The following is a 16,728-nucleotide window of genomic DNA, read 5'->3' as shown; positions in this document are numbered from 1 at the left end:
CCAGGATAGTAGTCGTAAGAACCTAAACCAGAAAAATCAGTGAGTTTGGTAGCAAATCTGGGCAGCGACCTGTTGTGCCTGAGCCTCATCGCGCAGCAGAGAAATAATAGCCAAAGCAAAGTCGATGGAGGAGCCCAGCGCCCGCGCGGTGATAATCCGGCCATCACGAATCAAGCCGGCATCGGAATAGTCGGCGTTCCCCAGGCCGTCTTGGAAACCGGGATAAACAGTTGCTCTGTGCTCATCGAGCAAGCCCAGCGCCCCCAACACGGTCGGCCCGGCGCACACCGCCGCCAGATTCCCCTGGTGAGAACGCAGAATCTGGGATAGTTTGGCTGATGCCTTGAGATTATTTACCCCGAGCTTGCCACCGGGAATAATCAGGACTTGTTCGCCGCTAGGAGCAAAGTTGTTGATGTGTTCATCGCAAGTCAGGGGAACCCGGTGCGAACTCACGATGGTTCGCGCCTTTTCATCATCACCGGCGGCATCGTTGACCGCCACCGTTTGTATCTCGATGCCTCCGCGCCGCAGCAAGTCCACGACCAGCAGGGCTTCACATTCCTCGACACCATCGGCCACAAAAATACTGGCTTCCATTTCGTCTCCTAACCATCGGATTCAGTTTCGTATCCAAGTTTAGCGACGGAAAGGTTCGCGGGGGGTCTCAGGAAGGAAGCCCCGGTTAATTTCGGGCGACACAGCGACAAATTCTGTGCAAACAGCGCCGGGGCGAAACTGCGGATTTTTCGTCTCCGGCTGGCCTTAAGATGGAATCGTGAAGAAACAAACCTCTATCCCTGAGGCTGCTTTAGCCCAACATGCTGACCTGGTGGACCAAATCGAGGCGGCGCGCACGGACTACTACGACGAAACTCCTGAAACCGGCGTGACCCGGCTGAGCGATGCGGACTATGACGCCTTGTTCGTACAACTGCAGCTGTTGGAGGCGGCCTACCCCGGCCTGGTGACCCCGGACTCTCCAACGCAAACGGTCGGGGGTGGCGGGCAAACGGCGAGTACGGAAGGGTTCCCCCCGCATCGCCACCTGCAACAGATGGGGTCTATCGATGACGTTTTCTCTTACGCCGAGGTTGACGCCTGGTGGACGCGGGTGGAAAAAAGCCTGGAAGGCCAGGATTTCTCGGTTTCTGCCGAGGTCAAGGTAGATGGGTTGGCCATGAGTTTGACCTACCTTCACGGGACGCTCGAGGTTGGGGCTACGCGCGGGGATGGATTTACCGGCGAGGACGTGACTGAAAACGTGAAAACCATCGCGACCGTGCCGGTGCGGCTCGATGGTGAAAAAGTGCCGGAACTGGTGGAAATTCGCGGCGAAGTGTACCTGCCGTTGGCGGATTTTGACGCTATGAATGCGGCCCGCGAACGGGACGGAGAAAAACTGTTTGCTAATCCGCGCAACGCGGCCACCGGCTCTTTGAAACAAAAAGATCCCGCCCAGGCCGCTAAACGTCCCCTCGCCTTTTTAGCCCACGGGGTTGGGGAAGTACGTTGGGCTAGCCCCGAAGCGGTAGCGCAGCTGGGGACCCAAGAGGACTTTTATGAGCTATTGGAATCGTGGGGTTTGCATTCCGTGCGGGAAACCCCCGCCAGCTTGGGGTTACCTCTGGCGGGAATGCGCTCCCTCGCCGAGGTTCACGCGGTTTTAGACCAGATGACGGCGCATCGTCACGATTTTGCCCACCAGATTGACGGTGTGGTGCTGAAGGTCGACAGCTTTGCACAACGGAATGTGCTGGGGTCTACGGCGCGGGCACCGCGGTGGGCGTGTGCCTACAAGTTTCCTCCCGAAGAGGTCCACACCCGTTTGCTGGGTATCGAGGTGCAGGTGGGACGCACCGGACGAGTCACACCTTTCGGGGTGATGGAGCGGGTCTTGGTTGACGGCTCCTACGTTTCGCGCGCCACGCTGCACAATGCCAAAGAAGTCGCCCGGAAAGACGTACGGCCCGGCGACACCGTCGTGTTGCGCAAAGCAGGGGACATCATTCCCGAAATTTTAGGGCCGGTAATGTCCCTTAGACCAGCTGGTTTGCCCCAATGGGTGATGCCCGATACCTGCCCCTCCTGCGGGACTAGGCTCGGAGCGCAAAAGGAAGGTGACATTGATTTGCGTTGCCCCAATCAGTCGGGATGCCCGGCACAGATCACCGAGAGGCTCATTCACGTGGGCTCGCGCAACGCTTTGGATATTGAAGGTTTGGGGGAGGAAGGCGCTCTAGCGCTGACCCAGCCGGAGTTCGGGCGCGCCGATGTGGCTGCTGCCCTCGCGGCAGGGGGCCGCTGTGAGCTGGAGGACGGAACCATTGTCGCGGTTCGGCCTGGTCAGGGACTCGGCCTGGAAGCCATCGAGGATCTCTTGCCGCCCGTTCAGTCCCCGGTCCTGACTTCAGAAGCGGGTTTGTTTGCTTTGCAGCCTGAGGATTTGCGCGACGTGATGGTGTGGCGCGAGATGCCGGGCACTGACGGTCGGGATTGGCAACAGGTTCGGTTCTTTTGGGCGAAACCAAAACCATTGCCGAAAGTCGCTCAGGAAGCTACCGGACAGCGCTTCGGACCTCCCGTGGCCGGGAAAGTCGTCCAGACGTTTTTTGAACAGCTACAGGCCGCAAAGTCAAAAGAACTGTGGCGAGTTTTGGTGGCCCTGTCCGTTCGGCATCTGGGTCCGGTCGCGGCTCGGACCATAGCCCGACAGTTTGCCACAATGTCTGCTATCCGAGCTGCTAGCGTGGAACAGCTCGGTGAAGTTGAGGGAGTAGGCGAGGTCATTGCCGCCTCTATTCACGACTGGTTCACAGTCCCGTGGCATCAAGAAATCGTGGACGCATGGGAGAAAGCCGGTGTTGGAGCCAACTTAGACAGCGGCGCTGCAGCCAAACAGGAAGAGCCGCAAACCCTGGAGGGCTTGACGGTGGTCGTAACTGGAAACGTTCCCGGCTACACTCGTGAATCCGCCCAGTTAGCGGTAGAAGCCCGCGGAGGGAAAGCGACCGGTTCGGTATCGAAGAAAACTGACCTGGTCGTGGCCGGTGCTGGCGCGGGGTCAAAACTGGCGAAAGCCCAGGCGCTGGGCATCCCTGTCATTGAGTCTGCCGACTTCGATAACCTGCTGGAAAAGGGCATATCCAGAACCTAATGTAATCCATCGCATGGCGGCGTTTCGGGTTGCCTCGTGGGCAGTTGGATTCTGGGTGCGGGTTGCTAACCGTGGACAGTCTCAGCGGATTGCTGGTATATGGGCGAAATCCCTGAATACCCAGCTCTACAAAACCGAGCCGAGCGGGCGCAACAGACGCTCAATGACCCGATTAACGACGGGTCGTTCCTCCCACTGCTCCAGGGTGAGTTGCCGAGCGTTGGTCAAGTCGTTGAGGAACACTTGTTCCATCTGGTCGGCCAGGTCGGTGGAAAAAATCTCCATATTAATTTCATAGTTGCCGGTCATAGACAGACGGTCGATGTTCGCGGTCCCTATTGTGGTCCAGCAGCCGTCGGCGGTAGCGGTCTTGGCATGGACCATAGCCTCCTGGTAGAGCCAGATTTCCACCCCGGCCTCCAACATTGGGGAATAGTATGAGCGAGCCACCCAGTCGGCCGCAATATGGTTGGAGGTTTCCGGCATCAGCACTTTAATATCCACCCCGCGCCACGCTGCCGCAATGAGTTCGTCCAAAATATCCCGATCCGGAATGAAGTAAGCCTGAGTAATCCAAAACCGCTTTCGAGCCTTGTTCAACGCTTTGATATACAGGCCGCGGACAGGGAATAGCAGACGGTTCGGTTCGTTGCGAGCCACTTCGATTTCAGGAATCCACTGGCGGGGCTTAAATTGGGGCAGCCTAGGCAGATGCCGGGTTTTATGAGCATTCCAAAAATCGGTGAAAGCGTCGGTCAGCTCCCACACTGACGGGCCGGTCACACGCAGGTGGGTATCGCGCCACTGAGTCGCATAGAGTGAACCGATATTGTACCCACCAATAAACCCAACCTTGTTGTCAACGGTGAGGAGTTTGCGGTGGTCGCGCCCGGTGGAACGCAGCGAGAGAAAGAACGAACGAAACAGCCCGAAACGCAGAACGTGCAGGTTACGTAGGTGAGGGAAGCGAGTCATGGCGGAGGGAACATTGATATTGCCGAAAGCATCCCAAATAATGAAGACCTCGACCCCGCGCTTGGCGGCGTCAATCAAAGCCTCTTTGAACAAATGCCCGATTTCGTCATTCTTCCAGATGAAAGTCTCAAAGAAGACGTGAGATTGCGCCGAACGGATGGCTTGCAGCATCGCGGTGTATACCTCAATCCCCGAGGTGTAGACCTGCATCTTGTCCTCGGCGAAACTGATTTCGGGCAGTTGAGTGATCGGAAAAGGCTTGACAGTGGACTGACGCCAGGTTCTCAGAGTATCGATAACGACTGTTATCGCCCCGGCAATGAGCTCAAACAGCAGGAACCCACCAAAAAATCGTGCCAACACTTTGGGCAGTTCCTGAGGGGTCTTTACCGCCAGTTCAGAAAGTCGGGTAAAGAAACGGGCGAGTCGACGGAATGCCTCGCCGCGGGGCTTGACATTGCTTTGTTTAAGAATTTCTTGCATTGGGTTTTTCGTTTGTTTCCTCATGCCAACGTTCCTTCCACACTAGAAGTTTAGAGGATAAACCCAACAAAAACAGAAAGGAGAACAGTTATCATGGGGGACAAATCATTTGTTAGCGTGTATTGATGAGGATAAAGTTATGCTCCACGTGCGTCTCACCCCCTGTAGAACCGCGGTCTCGATAGCCGTTGTTTTAACGTTTGGTCTAGCATTGACGTCCGTTGCGCAGCCATCGACGAGTTATGCTGGAACAAATCTCGAGTTAACACGGATTGCTGGCAACTCAAGGATTGAAACTGCAGCCGAGGTAGCCCAGCATTTTTGGCCTCGTCCAAATGTAGTTTTTGTGGCTCGATATGATGTGGCTGCTGATGCTCTAGCTGCTGGTTCTTTAGACGAGGGTCCTATTTTGTTGGCTCGTCCCGATGGAATAGGCAATGACGTCTCTCTCGAGTATCTGCGTTCCAAGCATCCTTCCCAGGTCATCGCGCTCGGGGGACAAGGAGCCGTTCCGGACGCCGTGCTGCAGGAATTTGCGCAAGCAGCTGCAGGAGCATCGACTGCGCGAATCCAAGGGGAAAATCGTCAGGAAACCTCCTTAGAAATCGCCAAACGTTCCGCACAGGGAAAGTGTCCTACAGAGATTTATCTCGCCGGCGCATTTGGCGCGGATGGACAAGGTTCTCCCGACGCAGTTGCAGCCGGAGCACTGTCCAATCCGCTGTTATTGGTTTCCGAATCCTCAGGATTAACCGCAAACCAACGCCAATACGTCGATAGTTGCGTTGCTCAAGGTACTCAAGTTGTTCAGCTTGGGGGCAGGAATTTGCATTATCCGGCTGCTTTTTCTCTGGATGGAGCAAATCGCTATGAAACGGCTGCAGCGATTTCCGGCTATGCGCAGTCTTCAAGAGTTTGGCAGCCCATGCTTTCCGCCTTTGGCTACGGCGTTTCGGGGGCAAACAAGGGCGAAGCTCCCGCTCGGACCAGAGTCATTGTAGCCAGGAGAGACAATTTCGCAGATGCTATAGTGGCAGGTTCGGTGCCTTTTGCCTCTATCTTGCTGACTAACAGTCAAACTCTCGCCGAAGCTGCCGGAGGAATGCTTCTGGGAAACAGTGCCAATAGTACTGTTTATATTTTTGGAGGCGAAGGGGCAGTAGCTGCCTCGGTGGAACAGGAAATTATCTCTGCTCTACAAGGAAGCTGGATTCCCTGGCGTCTTCGCCCCACCATCAGCGAACCGGAGAATTGTCCCGTTACCAAACCGGAATGGGAGTCTCAAGGGCTGCAACACGTTGCTCTAGTCGGGTTGCGCTGCGTGTCTAGAGACATTGGCGGGTTCCAGTGGATTTCCGGCAAGCGCGGCAATCCAAATACAGATTCGGGGGAGCATCCTCGCGGATTGGCCATAGATTTGCCTATTGCCGGGGCTGGTCCCTGGTCAAGTCAAGCCGCCATAGATTACGGGAACCGAATCGTGTCGTATTTCACAGCCAACGGGGAGCTACTGCACGTCAAATACATCATCTTCCGGAACACGATTTATCAGGCTTCATGGTTTGAAGGCGAACTGATGAAAGAACCGGAACTGGCCACCAATGTTACTCAAGATCACTTTGACCATGTGCACATTAGTTTCTTTGACCCGGCGGAACTGGAAATGATGGAACAACCCTAAGCAAATAGGGTTAAGCACCGCGCTGCGTTTTTCGCTAGACTCAGTAATATGTCGACTATTGATGCTGATGAAGTGAGGCGCGTCGCTGGCTTGGCCCGAATTGCGCTGACCGAGGAAGAAATCCACAAATTCGCCGCTGAACTGGATGTGATTACCCAGGCGGTAGCGAAAGTCAACGAGGTAGCGAAACCGGACATTCCGGCGACTTCGCACCCAATTCCGCTCACGAACGTGTGGCGTGAGGACGAGGTGGGTCAATGCCTCGACCACGATGAGGTGCTTCAGGCCGCCCCGCAACCAGATTGCGGGATGTTCGGCGTGCCCAAGATTATCGGGGAGGAGTAACTTATGAGTAACACAGAACTTTACCTGCTGTCAGCCCACGATTTGGCCGCGAAGCTGGCGGCGAAAGAAGTCACCAGTGAGGAACTGGTGCGAGTGTTTGCCGACCGGATTGAACACCTCGATAAGGACATTCACGCTTTCCTCTTCGTCGACGTGGACGGGGCGCTGCAAACCGCTAAACAGGTAGACGCGGACCGTGCCGCCGGCAAGAAACTGCACCCTTTTGCGGGCGTGCCGATTGCGATTAAAGACAACATGGTGCAGCGGGGCAAGCCCACCACCTGCGCTTCAAAAATCCTGGAAGGTTGGCTGCCGCCCTATGACGCCACCATCGTGCTAAAACTCCAGGAAGCGGGACTGCCTATCCTGGGAAAAACCAACATGGACGAGTTCGCCATGGGATCGTCTACCGAGCACTCGGCTTTCGGCCCGACCCGCAACCCGTGGGATTTGGAGCGGATTCCGGGCGGATCAGGCGGTGGTTCGGCGGCCGCGGTGGGAGCTTTCATGGTGCCGTGGGCGCTGGGATCGGACACGGGCGGTTCTATCCGCCAGCCCGGGGCTGTCACCGGTACCGTGGGTGCGAAACCGACCTATGGGGCAGTGTCCCGCTACGGTTTGATTGCGATGGGTTCCTCCCTGGACCAGATTGGCCCGGTCACTCGTGACGTGCGCGACGCGGCGGCGCTGCAGATGATTATTGGGGGACACGATCCGCTGGATTCCACGTCTTTGGACGAACCGGTACCGGATATTACCGGAGCATTGGCCGACATTGGCACAGATGCGACCGGTCTGCGTGTCGGGGTCGTCAAGCAGCTGCAAGGCGAAGGCTACCAGGCTGGAGTGTTGCAGCGTTTCCAACAGGCTGTGGAGCGTCTGCAAAAGGCGGGGGCGAACGTAGTCGAAGTGGATTGCCCCTCTTTTGAGTACGCTTTGGCGGCCTATTACCTGATTATGCCGGCGGAAGTGTCGTCTAACCTAGCTCGTTTCGATGGGGTACGTTACGGCCTGCGGGTGTTGCCACAGGACGGTGAGGTCACCACGGAACGTATGATGGCGGCGACTCGTGAGGCGGGCTTTGGAGATGAAGTAAAGCGCCGCATTATTTTGGGTACTCACGTTTTGTCAGCAGGCTACTATGATGCTTACTACGGTTCGGCGCAAAAGGTACGAACCCTGCTGCAGCGTGACCTCGCGGCGGCCTTTGAACAGTGTGATGTGCTGCTCACACCCACCGCCCCAACCACCGCTTTCAAGTTTGGCGACAAACTCGACGATCCGATGAGTATGTACCTCAACGATGTGGCGACTATTCCCGCCAACTTGGCTGGGATTCCCGGTATTTCGATTCCTGCCGGAGTGGCCGCGGAAGACGGTCTGCCCGTAGGGGTACAGATTCTCGCTCCCACCCGTGGAGACGTCACCATGTATGAGGTGGCAGCCCGCATGGAAGCCCAACTGGCAAAGTCGAGTGAACCGATGCCGCCCTGTCCGGCCGCGGCATGGAAGGAGGGTGCGAAATGAGCGACAAGTTGATGAGTTATGACAAGGCTACCGAACGTTTCGATCCTGTTTTGGGGTTGGAGGTTCACGTTGAACTGGGCACGAAAACCAAGATGTTCGACGCGGCTCCCAATGCTTTCGGGGGCGACCCAAACACGTACATCACCCCGGTTTCCCTGGGTTTGCCCGGCTGCCTGCCGGTAGTCAATAAGCGAGCCGTGGAATACGCGATTCGGATTGGTCTGGCGTTGAACTGCCAAATCGCCGAATACTGCCGGTTTGCGCGGAAAAACTATTTTTATCCCGACCTGACCAAGGCTTTCCAAACCTCCCAGTATGATGAGCCAATCTGTTACGACGGCTGGCTCGATGTCGAGTTGGAAGACGGTACCGTGTACCGGGTGGAAATCGAGCGTGCCCACATGGAGGAAGACGCCGGCAAGAACACGCATATTGGCGGAGAGGACGGCCGTATCCAAGGCGCGGACCACTCCCTGGTCGATTACAACCGTGCCGGAGTGCCACTGGTAGAAATCGTCACCAAACCCATCATCGGGACCGGGGATCGCGCCCCCGAGGTTGCCGCCGCTTATGTGCGCACCTTGCGGGATATTTTCCGGGCTATCGGGGTTAGTGAAGCCCGCATGGAGCGCGGCAATGTCCGCGCTGACGTGAACGTGTCCTTGCGCAATAAACCGGAGGATCCGATGGGGACCCGCACGGAAACCAAGAACGTGAACTCCTTTAGAGGCATCGAGAAAACCGTGCGTTACGAAATGCGTCGCCAGGCGGCAATCCTTGCCGAGGGCGGCAAAATCGTCCAGGAAACCCGCCACTACCACGCTGCGGACGGGACGACTTCTTCAGGCCGTGAGAAATCCGATGCCGAGGATTATCGTTACTTCCCCGAACCGGATTTGGTGCCTGTGGCGCCGAGCCGGGAATGGGTGGAGGAAATCCGCCAGAGTCTGCCTGAGCTTCCTGCCGTGAGGCGCAAGCGTCTGCAGGGCGTGTGGGGATTCACCGACATCGAAATGCGCGATATCGTCAACGCCGGAGCGGTGGACCTCATTGAAGAAACGGTTTCAGCCGGAACCGATGCGGGCGGGGCTCGCAAGTGGTGGATGGGCGAAATTGCGCGTTTGGCCAAGGGCGAGGAAAAAGACCTGGAAGAAATGGCGATTACTCCTGCCCAGGTGGCTGAGCTGCAAAGCCTCGTCGAGGACGGCAAGATTAACGACAAGTTGGCGAAACAGGTTATCGCTGGCGTTCTGGCCGGAGAGGGCGATCCCGGTCAGGTCGTGAAAGCGCGCGGCTTGGAGGTCGTTTCCGACACGGGTGCTTTGGAAACCGCCGTGAAGCAGGCAATTGCTGATAACCCTGATGTCGTTGAAAAGATTAAAGGCGGCAAGATGGCGGCTATTGGCGCGCTGATGGGCCCGGTTATGAAAGCCACCCGCGGTCAAGCCGATGCGGGGACGGTAAAGTCCCTGATTATGGCCGAACTTGGGTTGTAAACCGGTCTGATTTCCGGCTTAAATGTTTTGTTCCCGGACCGTTTGGTCCGGGAACAAAACATTTTTTAGAACTTACCTTTTGGGTCTATTTGACGTAGTCCTCGCCGGTGCCGTAATGCTCAATCACGTAGTCGAGGTCCTTATCCCCGCGGCCTGACAGGTTCACCAGGATTGATCCCGTCTTGCCTTTGCGGGCTTCCTTGATGGCATAAGCCAGGGCGTGGGAGCTTTCGATGGCAGGAATGATGCCTTCCCAGCGGGAAAGCATGAACAGGGCTTCAATAGCCTCCTCGTCTCGAATGGTTACGTAGTTGACGCGCTCCATGTCGTGCAGCAGGGAGTGCTCCGGGCCAACCGAGGGGTAGTCCAGTCCGGAGGCGTTGGAATAGACCGGCGCGGGATTGCCTTTTTCGTCCGCGAGCATAATCGAGTTGAATCCGTGCATTACGCCTTCGCCGCCATAGGTAATGGAGGCCGCGTGATCGCCCAAAGCCGTGCCCCGCCCTTGTGGTTCAACCCCAAAAATCTCGACCGGGTCAGCCAGGAACGGCACAAACATCCCAATCGCGTTGGAACCGCCCCCTACGCAGGCCATCACTTTGTCCGGCAGGTGTCCAGTCTGCTCCATAAACTGGGCACGTGCCTCCACGCCAACGACCTCCTGGAAATCCCTGACCATGACCGGGAAGGGGTGGGGGCCGGCGGCAGTGCCGATGCAATAGATGGCATCGTGATATTCCTCGGAGTAAGCCATGAAGGCGGCGTCCACGGCCTCTTTCAGGGTCTTAAGCCCGAAGCTGACGGGGACGACGCGTGCGCCCAGTACCTTCATGCGCGCCACGTTCGGAGCCTGCTTGGCGATGTCGACCTCACCCATGTAGATGTCGCATTCCAGGCCGAAGTAGGCGGCGGCGGTGGCTAGGGCCACGCCGTGCTGACCCGCTCCGGTTTCCGCGATGAGCTTCTTTTTCCCCATGTATTTAGCCAATAGGCCTTCGCCCATGCAGTGATTGAGCTTGTGCGCCCCGGTATGGTTAAGGTCCTCGCGCTTGAGGTAGATTTGGGTGCGTCCCAGTTTCTGGCTCAGACGCTGGCAGTGATAGACCGGGGTGGGCCTGCCCTGGAAGTCTTTACGGATACGGCGCAACTCGGCAATGAACTGGGCGGATTGGGCAATGGTGTTATAGGCTTCCGCGTACTCGTCAAAGGCTTTGACCAGCTCCGGGTCCTGCAGGTAGTTGCCACCGTATTTGCCGAAGTATCCCTTTTCATCAGGGTATTCCTTCAGATAGTTGTCAAAATCGCGGTACTTATTCATCTCTTCCTCCAAAGTTTTCGCAATTCCATACTGAAACCGATTTGGTCCGAGCTTGGACCGGTCACAAGATAAAGGTACGCAGTTTTTCACCGCAAGTACAGTGGTGTCCAGTATTCGAGCAGATTTGTCTCATATAATGAATCGATGCCTGTTGGCGCTGGGTGTGGAGATTTTGACCTTCGGAGCGGGGAAGGGTAGTTTAATCCATCTTTAGGTTACATCTATTTTGCTTAATCAGTTCGAATTAGAATTGTCATTGTTATTTAAAAATCTCTATATAGCCTTTCTAATATAATTAATTAATACGTTTCGTTATTATCGCAAGGTTCTGAACTGCGAAAACGCCGGTTGTTAAGGTGAGGGTTTTCAATCGAGACAAAATAGTTGACAGTTGTAATTAAGAATTATTCATTTCTGTTACTTATCCCGAAAGGAAAGAAACCATGAGTACTCAACCGGTAGTTAGTGATTGCGCAGTATCCGATTGCTCTTACAACCACGACGGCTGCCAAGCCACCGCGATGACCATGGGCACCAAGGGCTGCTCCACCTTTATTGCCTTGCCTCAGGTCGGAGGCCTCGGAAAACAAGCCGCAGTCGGGGCTTGCCAGAAATCCGACTGCAGCTTCAATGAGCACCTGGAGTGCCAGGCGCCTGCCGTCAAAGTTGGCGGAAAGACAGGCGAGTGCCTCACCTATAACCGCGCTGCTTAGGCTTACCCCCTAATAAATGCATAAACCTGTGTGTGCGAACAGACGCTGGTTCGCGCACACAGCTGCATTTAAGGGTTTGGCTATTTTGGACAATCGGTAACTCTGTGAGGCCAGTGTTGCTCCATTAGAATTCTGGCTATGTGTGAATTTCTTGATTTGCGTTCTTTGGCTGCCCGCGAGCTTCCAGCGTTGTGTGAATTCGGCATGAAATCAAAGGTTCCTGCCGGATTTGGTTATCTTGGCCCTGAAGGTGCGGTCATGCCCGAAATGGGGGCTCAGCTGTGGATTAACTGCCGAATGACACATATGTTTTCGCTGTTTGCCCTGGCGGGAATCCATCCCGAACAATCCCGCGAACTGGCCGCGCACGGGATTCACGCACTGCGGGAATACTTTGTGGACCGGGAATATGGTGGCTGGTTTTCATGGATTGACACGGAACTTGATGCATCGGGGCAGCCTCGTCCCAATCTTGAGAACGGACCCCGTAAGGAAGCCTATGCTCATGCATTCGTGATTATTGCGGCCAGCTCAGCCACTGTCGCGGAAATTCCCGGGGCGCGTGAACTGCTGGACGAAGCCAGGCGTATCCAGGATGCTTACTGGTGGGACAAATCAGCGGGGAGAGCCCGAGAATCTTACGCTAGGGACTGGACAGAACTGGAAGACTACCGCGGTGCGAACGCGAATATGCACACTTTGGAGTCGTGCCTGGCAGCTTTCGATGCGACTGCAGACACCGAATACCTGCGGCGGGGTGCGTCCATTGCCACGAAAATTATTAATGAGTCAGCGAGGGAATACGACTGGAGAATCCCCGAACATTACACCAGTAACTGGCGTATAGACTCTGATTACAACCGCGATAAGCCGAACGATCCTTTCCGTCCGTGGGGAGCCACGCCGGGCCACGGTTTTGAGTGGGCACGTCTGATTTTGCAGCTCCAGGGCGCAGCCGAGGCTGCTGGGTTAGATTTGAATTTGGATTGGGTTCACGAGGCCGCAGCGGGACTTTACCGTACCGCGCTGGCGGCGTGGGGTAGCGATGGCGCCGATGGGATTCCCTACACGACAGACTTCGAGGGCCGCCCGGTTTCCTCCCAGCGGATGCACTGGGTCATTTGCGAAGCTATCGGGGTAAGCCTGGTGATTTCTAAGCTCGCCGCTCGCTTTAGTTCAGATTCCCAACTTCCGCAGTTGGCCCAGCAGTGGGCTGACAAGTTTTGTGTTTACGCGCAAGACAAATTCATTCAACATCCAGGACAATGGTCCCATGAACTTGACGTGAATAATCAGCCCGCCTGCGTCACCTGGGTTGGAAAAGCGGACATTTACCATGCGGGACAAGCAATGTTCCTGGTTAACCTGCCGGCACAACCGGGGTTTGCCGCGGCGTTGAAACAGTCAAAATCTGCCTGAAATAGGCTCAGAAATACTTGAAATATCAAAGATGTCTGAGAATTGATACCGATTACACAAATAGGTAGACTTTCGTTCGGCTTGTGAACGTATTCACGCAAGAACTCGGTGTAATTGGCCAGACAGTGAAGTCTAGGAGCAGAAGTGAACGAATCTAAGGATGTAGGCAACATTTTAGAGATGCGCCATATCACCAAGGAATTCCCCGGTGTCAAAGCGCTTGATGATGTCAATTTCCAGGTCAAACAGGGCACTATCCACTCCCTGTGCGGTGAAAACGGTGCCGGTAAATCTACCCTGATGAAAGTGCTGTCTGGAGTATGGCCCCATGGAACCTATCAGGGGGACATCGTATACCAAGGTGAGGTTCGCCGTTTTAAGAACATCCGAGAGTCGGAAGCGGCCGGGATTGGTATCATCCACCAGGAACTCGCACTGATTCCTGAACTCTCAATTGCAGAAAATATTTTCTTGGGCAACGAAATTAAGCAGGGCGTAGGCATAGATTGGTTCCAGACTAGAAAACGCGCCGTGGAATTACTTCGGGAAGTGGGTCTCGACGATGACCCGGATACCCCCATCAAAGAGATTGGGGTGGGTAAGCAGCAGCTGGTGGAGATAGCCAAGGCTCTGTCCAAGAACGTGAAACTATTGATCCTTGATGAGCCGACTTCCGCACTGAACGAGGAAGAATCGGCCCATTTGTTGGACCTGATGCGCCAGCAGCGTCAAAGCGGTATCAGCCAGATTATGATTTCTCACAAACTCAATGAAATCGCTGCTATTTCTGACGCGATTACCGTGATACGTGACGGAAAAACGATTGAGACTATGGAAGTTAAAGACGGCAACGTCGACGAGGACCGCATCATTCACTCCATGGTGGGTCGGCCTTTGGACAATCGTTTCCCCGACCGTGATCCGCATATTGGAGAAGTGCTGTTTGAGATTAGAGACTGGAGAGTGTATCACCCGGTCAATACCGAGCGGCTCATCTGTAAAAACTCGAATATCCAGGTACGCAGTGGGGAAGTCGTGGGCCTGGCGGGGTTGATGGGTTCGGGGCGTACCGAGTTGGCACGTTCAGTTTTTGGCCATTCCTATGGAATTTTTGAGTCTGGTCAAACGTTCATGGAAGGTAAAGAAATCTTTATGAGGTCGGTTCCAGCCGCTATTGAAGCCGGACTGGCCTATCTTCCGGAGGACCGAAAGGTGCAGGGGCTAAACCTTCTGGATGACATCAAAGGTGAAGTTATCTCTGCGAAACTAAAGAAAGCTACCGGCAACACACGCGCGATTGATTGGCACACAGTCCGTCAGACGGCTGAGGAGTATCGCCAGAACTTGCGTATCAAGAGCCCTTCAATCGATAACCTCATATCGTCACTTTCCGGTGGAAATATGCAAAAGGTCGTGCTTGCTAAATGGATGTACACCGACCCGAAGGTATTGATTCTGGATGAGCCGACACGTGGGATTGATGTGGGCGCCAAATTTGAGATTTACACGCTCATCGGCAAACTTGCTGCCGCTGGAATCGGTGTCATCGTGATTTCTTCAGAACTTCCGGAGCTACTGGGCATTACAGACCGTATCTATACGATTTTTGAAGGAAAAGTCACCGGTGTATTCGATACGAAAGATGCCGACCAAGAGTCGCTCATGCGTCTCATGAACCCCACAACTTCTAAATCCGGCAGTGCTGCCGCCTAAGAGGGAGGAAAATTACCAATGCCAGCATTGAAACAACTACTAGGCGGCAACCTGCGCCAATTGGCTATGGTTATCGTCTTGATTCTGGAAATTCTTTTATTCCAGTTCCTGACGGGCGGTACCGTTCTTTCCGCTCAAAACTTGCAAAACGTCCTTTCTGGAAACACCTACGTGCTGATTCTGGCGATGGGCATGGTGCTGGTGATTATCGCTGGACACATCGACCTGTCAGTTGGTTCGGTGGCGGCCGTAATTGGCATTGTGCTGGCGAAGGTCACATCTGAGCAATCCGGAGCGGGGTTGCCTTGGTGGCTTGGCATCGGTGTCGCGCTGATTGTGGGTGTGATTATCGGTAGCTGGCATGGATTCTGGGTTGCCATCGTGGGGGTTCCCGCCTTCGTTGTGACCTTGGGCGGTATGTTGTTGTTCCGCGGGATGAACCAGTTTATTGGCAAGTCCCTGTCGATTCCTGTTCCGGATCAGGTGAAATTTATCGGTGCCGGCTATATGAATTGGTTGCCGCCTATAGCCATAGGTAATTGGATAATTAACTCGGAAACCATCATTTTAGCCATGATTGCCGCTCTCCTGATGGTGTTCATGCGCACCCGCAAGCGTGTCCGTCTGGCGAAGGCTGGAGCAGAACTGCCCGCTAGCTGGATTTTTGTGGTTCAGGTGGTCTTTACTTGCATTATTATCCTGCTGTTTGGATGGATTTTTGCGACTGGACGACCGGGGACTTCCCTGCCTATCTCTGGCATCATCGTAATTTTGCTGTTCCTGTTCTACAACTTCCTGTCTCGCAACACTCCTCTTGGGCGAGGCATCTACGCCGTAGGCGGTAACCGCGTGGCCGCGGCATTAACCGGTATCTCGGTGAGGAAAGTGAACTTCTTTGTAATGTTCAACTCCTCGGTCCTGGCAGCTATCGCGGCGGTGTGCTTCGTGGGACGTTCCGGAGCATCTACACCGTTTGATGGCAACTTATGGGAGCTTGATGCCATCGCCTCCGTATTTATCGGTGGCGCTTCAGTCTGGGGCGGTATTGGTACTTTGGGTGGCACCATGGTGGGTGCTTTGGTGATGGCTTTCCTGAACAACGGTTTGCAGCTGCTTGGCGTGGGCACAGACTGGACTCAGATGATTAAAGGTCTGGTGCTGCTTCTTGCCGTAGCCTTTGACGTACTGTCCAAGAAACAGGGCAAACCTTCGATTATTGGCCTATTCAGTGCCGCTCGCAAACGTAACCAAGCATCGTCCGACACGGCGCTTGTGCCTGAAAATGACTCGAAAAAAGAATCGCCTGAGCAGGAAGCGAAGGCCTAGTTAGTCACAAAGAACTTGGGCAACTGCCCAAACCTGGGGCACCAGGACTCGACACAAAAGTGAGGTAACCATGCAAATAATCAAGAGAATCGCCGTTCTTGGCGCCGCTGGCGCATTGGCGTTCGCACTGTCAGGCTGCGCAGGCAATGCCGGCAACGCTGATAAGTCCGGAGACGACGCCGGGGCAAGCAGCTCGACTGGTCTGGATTTGGGCATCTCTATGCCTCAAAAGACCTCTGAGAACTGGGTAGAAGCCGAGAAGTACTTCAACGACCTGTGCAAGAGCGAGGGCCTGAAGTGCTCGGTTCAATTCGCGAACAATGGTGTTTCTGAACAGCAAAACCAGATTGATACGATGCTCACCAACGGAGCGAAGGCTCTAATCATTGGCGCTATTGACGGCACCTCCTTAGGTAATCAGGTGCAGAAGGCTGCTGATGCTGGCGTACCCGTCATTGCTTACGACCGCCTGTTGATGGCAACTGAGAACGTCGACTACTACGTTGCTTACGATAACTTTGGCGTGGGCGTGAAGCAGGGCGAGGCTTTGCTGAAAGGCTTGGAAGCCAAGAAAC

General features: G+C 55.0%; 13 protein-coding genes. 10 read left to right on the top strand and 3 right to left on the bottom strand.

All coding sequences use genetic code 11. The annotated features are described in order from the left end of the window. Positions 1–36: 36 nt before the first annotated feature. A complete protein-coding gene (locus AC5LBQ_RS02860; protein ID WP_311498140.1) occupies positions 37–600 on the bottom strand; it encodes a DJ-1/PfpI family protein in 564 nt (187 codons plus the stop codon). 175 nt (positions 601–775) lie between these two features. On the opposite strand from AC5LBQ_RS02860, the gene ligA reads away from it, so the two are divergent. Beyond that, a complete protein-coding gene (ligA, locus tag AC5LBQ_RS02855; RefSeq protein ID WP_493264596.1) occupies positions 776–3,157 on the top strand; it encodes an NAD-dependent DNA ligase LigA in 2,382 nt (793 codons plus the stop codon). A 126-nt stretch (positions 3,158–3,283) separates the two neighbouring features. Here the strand turns inward: ligA and AC5LBQ_RS02850 are convergent, their stop codons facing one another. Continuing rightward, positions 3,284–4,615, bottom strand: a complete 1,332-nt coding sequence (locus AC5LBQ_RS02850) for a phospholipase D-like domain-containing protein (protein ID WP_295027374.1) — start codon at positions 4,613–4,615, stop codon at positions 3,284–3,286. Positions 4,616–4,754: 139 nt separating this feature from the next. Here AC5LBQ_RS02850 and AC5LBQ_RS02845 point away from each other — a divergent pair, with 139 nt between their 5' ends. From AC5LBQ_RS02845 to gatB, 4 genes are read left to right on the top strand one after another with little or no spacing between them, the layout of a single operon-like run. Further along, on the top strand, positions 4,755–6,296 hold the full coding sequence (locus tag AC5LBQ_RS02845) for a cell wall-binding repeat-containing protein (protein ID WP_493264570.1): 1,542 nt from the start codon (positions 4,755–4,757) through the stop codon (positions 6,294–6,296). 48 nt (positions 6,297–6,344) lie between these two features. Next, entirely contained in the window at positions 6,345–6,641 is a 297-nt protein-coding gene (gene gatC, locus AC5LBQ_RS02840; RefSeq protein ID WP_493264569.1) for an Asp-tRNA(Asn)/Glu-tRNA(Gln) amidotransferase subunit GatC, read from the top strand. 3 nt (positions 6,642–6,644) lie between these two features. Continuing rightward, a complete protein-coding gene (gene gatA / locus AC5LBQ_RS02835) occupies positions 6,645–8,168 on the top strand; it encodes an Asp-tRNA(Asn)/Glu-tRNA(Gln) amidotransferase subunit GatA (RefSeq protein ID WP_321075099.1) in 1,524 nt (507 codons plus the stop codon). After that, a complete protein-coding gene (gene gatB, locus AC5LBQ_RS02830) occupies positions 8,165–9,664 on the top strand; it encodes an Asp-tRNA(Asn)/Glu-tRNA(Gln) amidotransferase subunit GatB (RefSeq protein ID WP_493264568.1) in 1,500 nt (499 codons plus the stop codon). Before gatA ends, gatB begins: the two co-directional genes overlap by 4 nt. An 85-nt stretch (positions 9,665–9,749) precedes the next feature. Here the strand turns inward: gatB and trpB are convergent, their stop codons facing one another. Next, entirely contained in the window at positions 9,750–10,982 is a 1,233-nt protein-coding gene (trpB, locus tag AC5LBQ_RS02825; protein ID WP_307741344.1) for a tryptophan synthase subunit beta, read from the bottom strand. Between the two features lie 443 nt (positions 10,983–11,425). Here trpB and AC5LBQ_RS02820 point away from each other — a divergent pair, with 443 nt between their 5' ends. The 5 genes from AC5LBQ_RS02820 to AC5LBQ_RS02800 all read left to right on the top strand — a co-directional run. Further along, positions 11,426–11,695 (top strand): hypothetical protein, encoded by a 270-nt coding sequence (locus tag AC5LBQ_RS02820; protein WP_295027378.1) that lies wholly within the window; start codon positions 11,426–11,428, stop codon positions 11,693–11,695. Positions 11,696–11,833: 138 nt separating this feature from the next. Next, on the top strand, positions 11,834–13,114 hold the full coding sequence (locus AC5LBQ_RS02815; RefSeq protein ID WP_493264567.1) for an AGE family epimerase/isomerase: 1,281 nt from the start codon (positions 11,834–11,836) through the stop codon (positions 13,112–13,114). 144 nt (positions 13,115–13,258) lie between these two features. Then, entirely contained in the window at positions 13,259–14,827 is a 1,569-nt protein-coding gene (locus AC5LBQ_RS02810; protein ID WP_493264566.1) for an ATP-binding cassette domain-containing protein, read from the top strand. An 18-nt stretch (positions 14,828–14,845) separates the two neighbouring features. After that, a complete protein-coding gene (locus AC5LBQ_RS02805) occupies positions 14,846–16,153 on the top strand; it encodes a sugar ABC transporter permease (RefSeq protein ID WP_282921779.1) in 1,308 nt (435 codons plus the stop codon). 70 nt (positions 16,154–16,223) lie between these two features. Beyond that, the coding region (locus AC5LBQ_RS02800; protein WP_493264565.1) for a substrate-binding domain-containing protein at positions 16,224–16,728 on the top strand (505 nt) is incomplete at its 3' end.

It is taken from the genome of Mobiluncus sp., assembly GCF_985070215.1.
The sequence above is the reverse complement of the archived record's forward strand: the minus strand, read 5'-3'. Positions and strand labels throughout refer to the sequence as shown.

What these genes read in the sequence shown, in the direction of transcription:
- trpB (WP_307741344.1), bottom strand. Translation starts at nt 10,982, where the DNA reads ATGAATAAGTACCGCGATTTTGACAACTATCTGAAGGAATACCCTGAT.
- AC5LBQ_RS02850 (WP_295027374.1), bottom strand. Translation starts at nt 4,615, where the DNA reads ATGCAAGAAATTCTTAAACAAAGCAATGTCAAGCCCCGCGGCGAGGCA.
- gatB (WP_493264568.1), top strand. Translation starts at nt 8,165, where the DNA reads ATGAGCGACAAGTTGATGAGTTATGACAAGGCTACCGAACGTTTCGAT.
- gatA (WP_321075099.1), top strand. Translation starts at nt 6,645, where the DNA reads ATGAGTAACACAGAACTTTACCTGCTGTCAGCCCACGATTTGGCCGCG.
- AC5LBQ_RS02820 (WP_295027378.1), top strand. Translation starts at nt 11,426, where the DNA reads ATGAGTACTCAACCGGTAGTTAGTGATTGCGCAGTATCCGATTGCTCT.
- AC5LBQ_RS02860 (WP_311498140.1), bottom strand. Translation starts at nt 600, where the DNA reads ATGGAAGCCAGTATTTTTGTGGCCGATGGTGTCGAGGAATGTGAAGCC.
- AC5LBQ_RS02845 (WP_493264570.1), top strand. Translation starts at nt 4,755, where the DNA reads ATGCTCCACGTGCGTCTCACCCCCTGTAGAACCGCGGTCTCGATAGCC.
- gatC (WP_493264569.1), top strand. Translation starts at nt 6,345, where the DNA reads ATGTCGACTATTGATGCTGATGAAGTGAGGCGCGTCGCTGGCTTGGCC.
- AC5LBQ_RS02815 (WP_493264567.1), top strand. Translation starts at nt 11,834, where the DNA reads ATGTGTGAATTTCTTGATTTGCGTTCTTTGGCTGCCCGCGAGCTTCCA.
- AC5LBQ_RS02805 (WP_282921779.1), top strand. Translation starts at nt 14,846, where the DNA reads ATGCCAGCATTGAAACAACTACTAGGCGGCAACCTGCGCCAATTGGCT.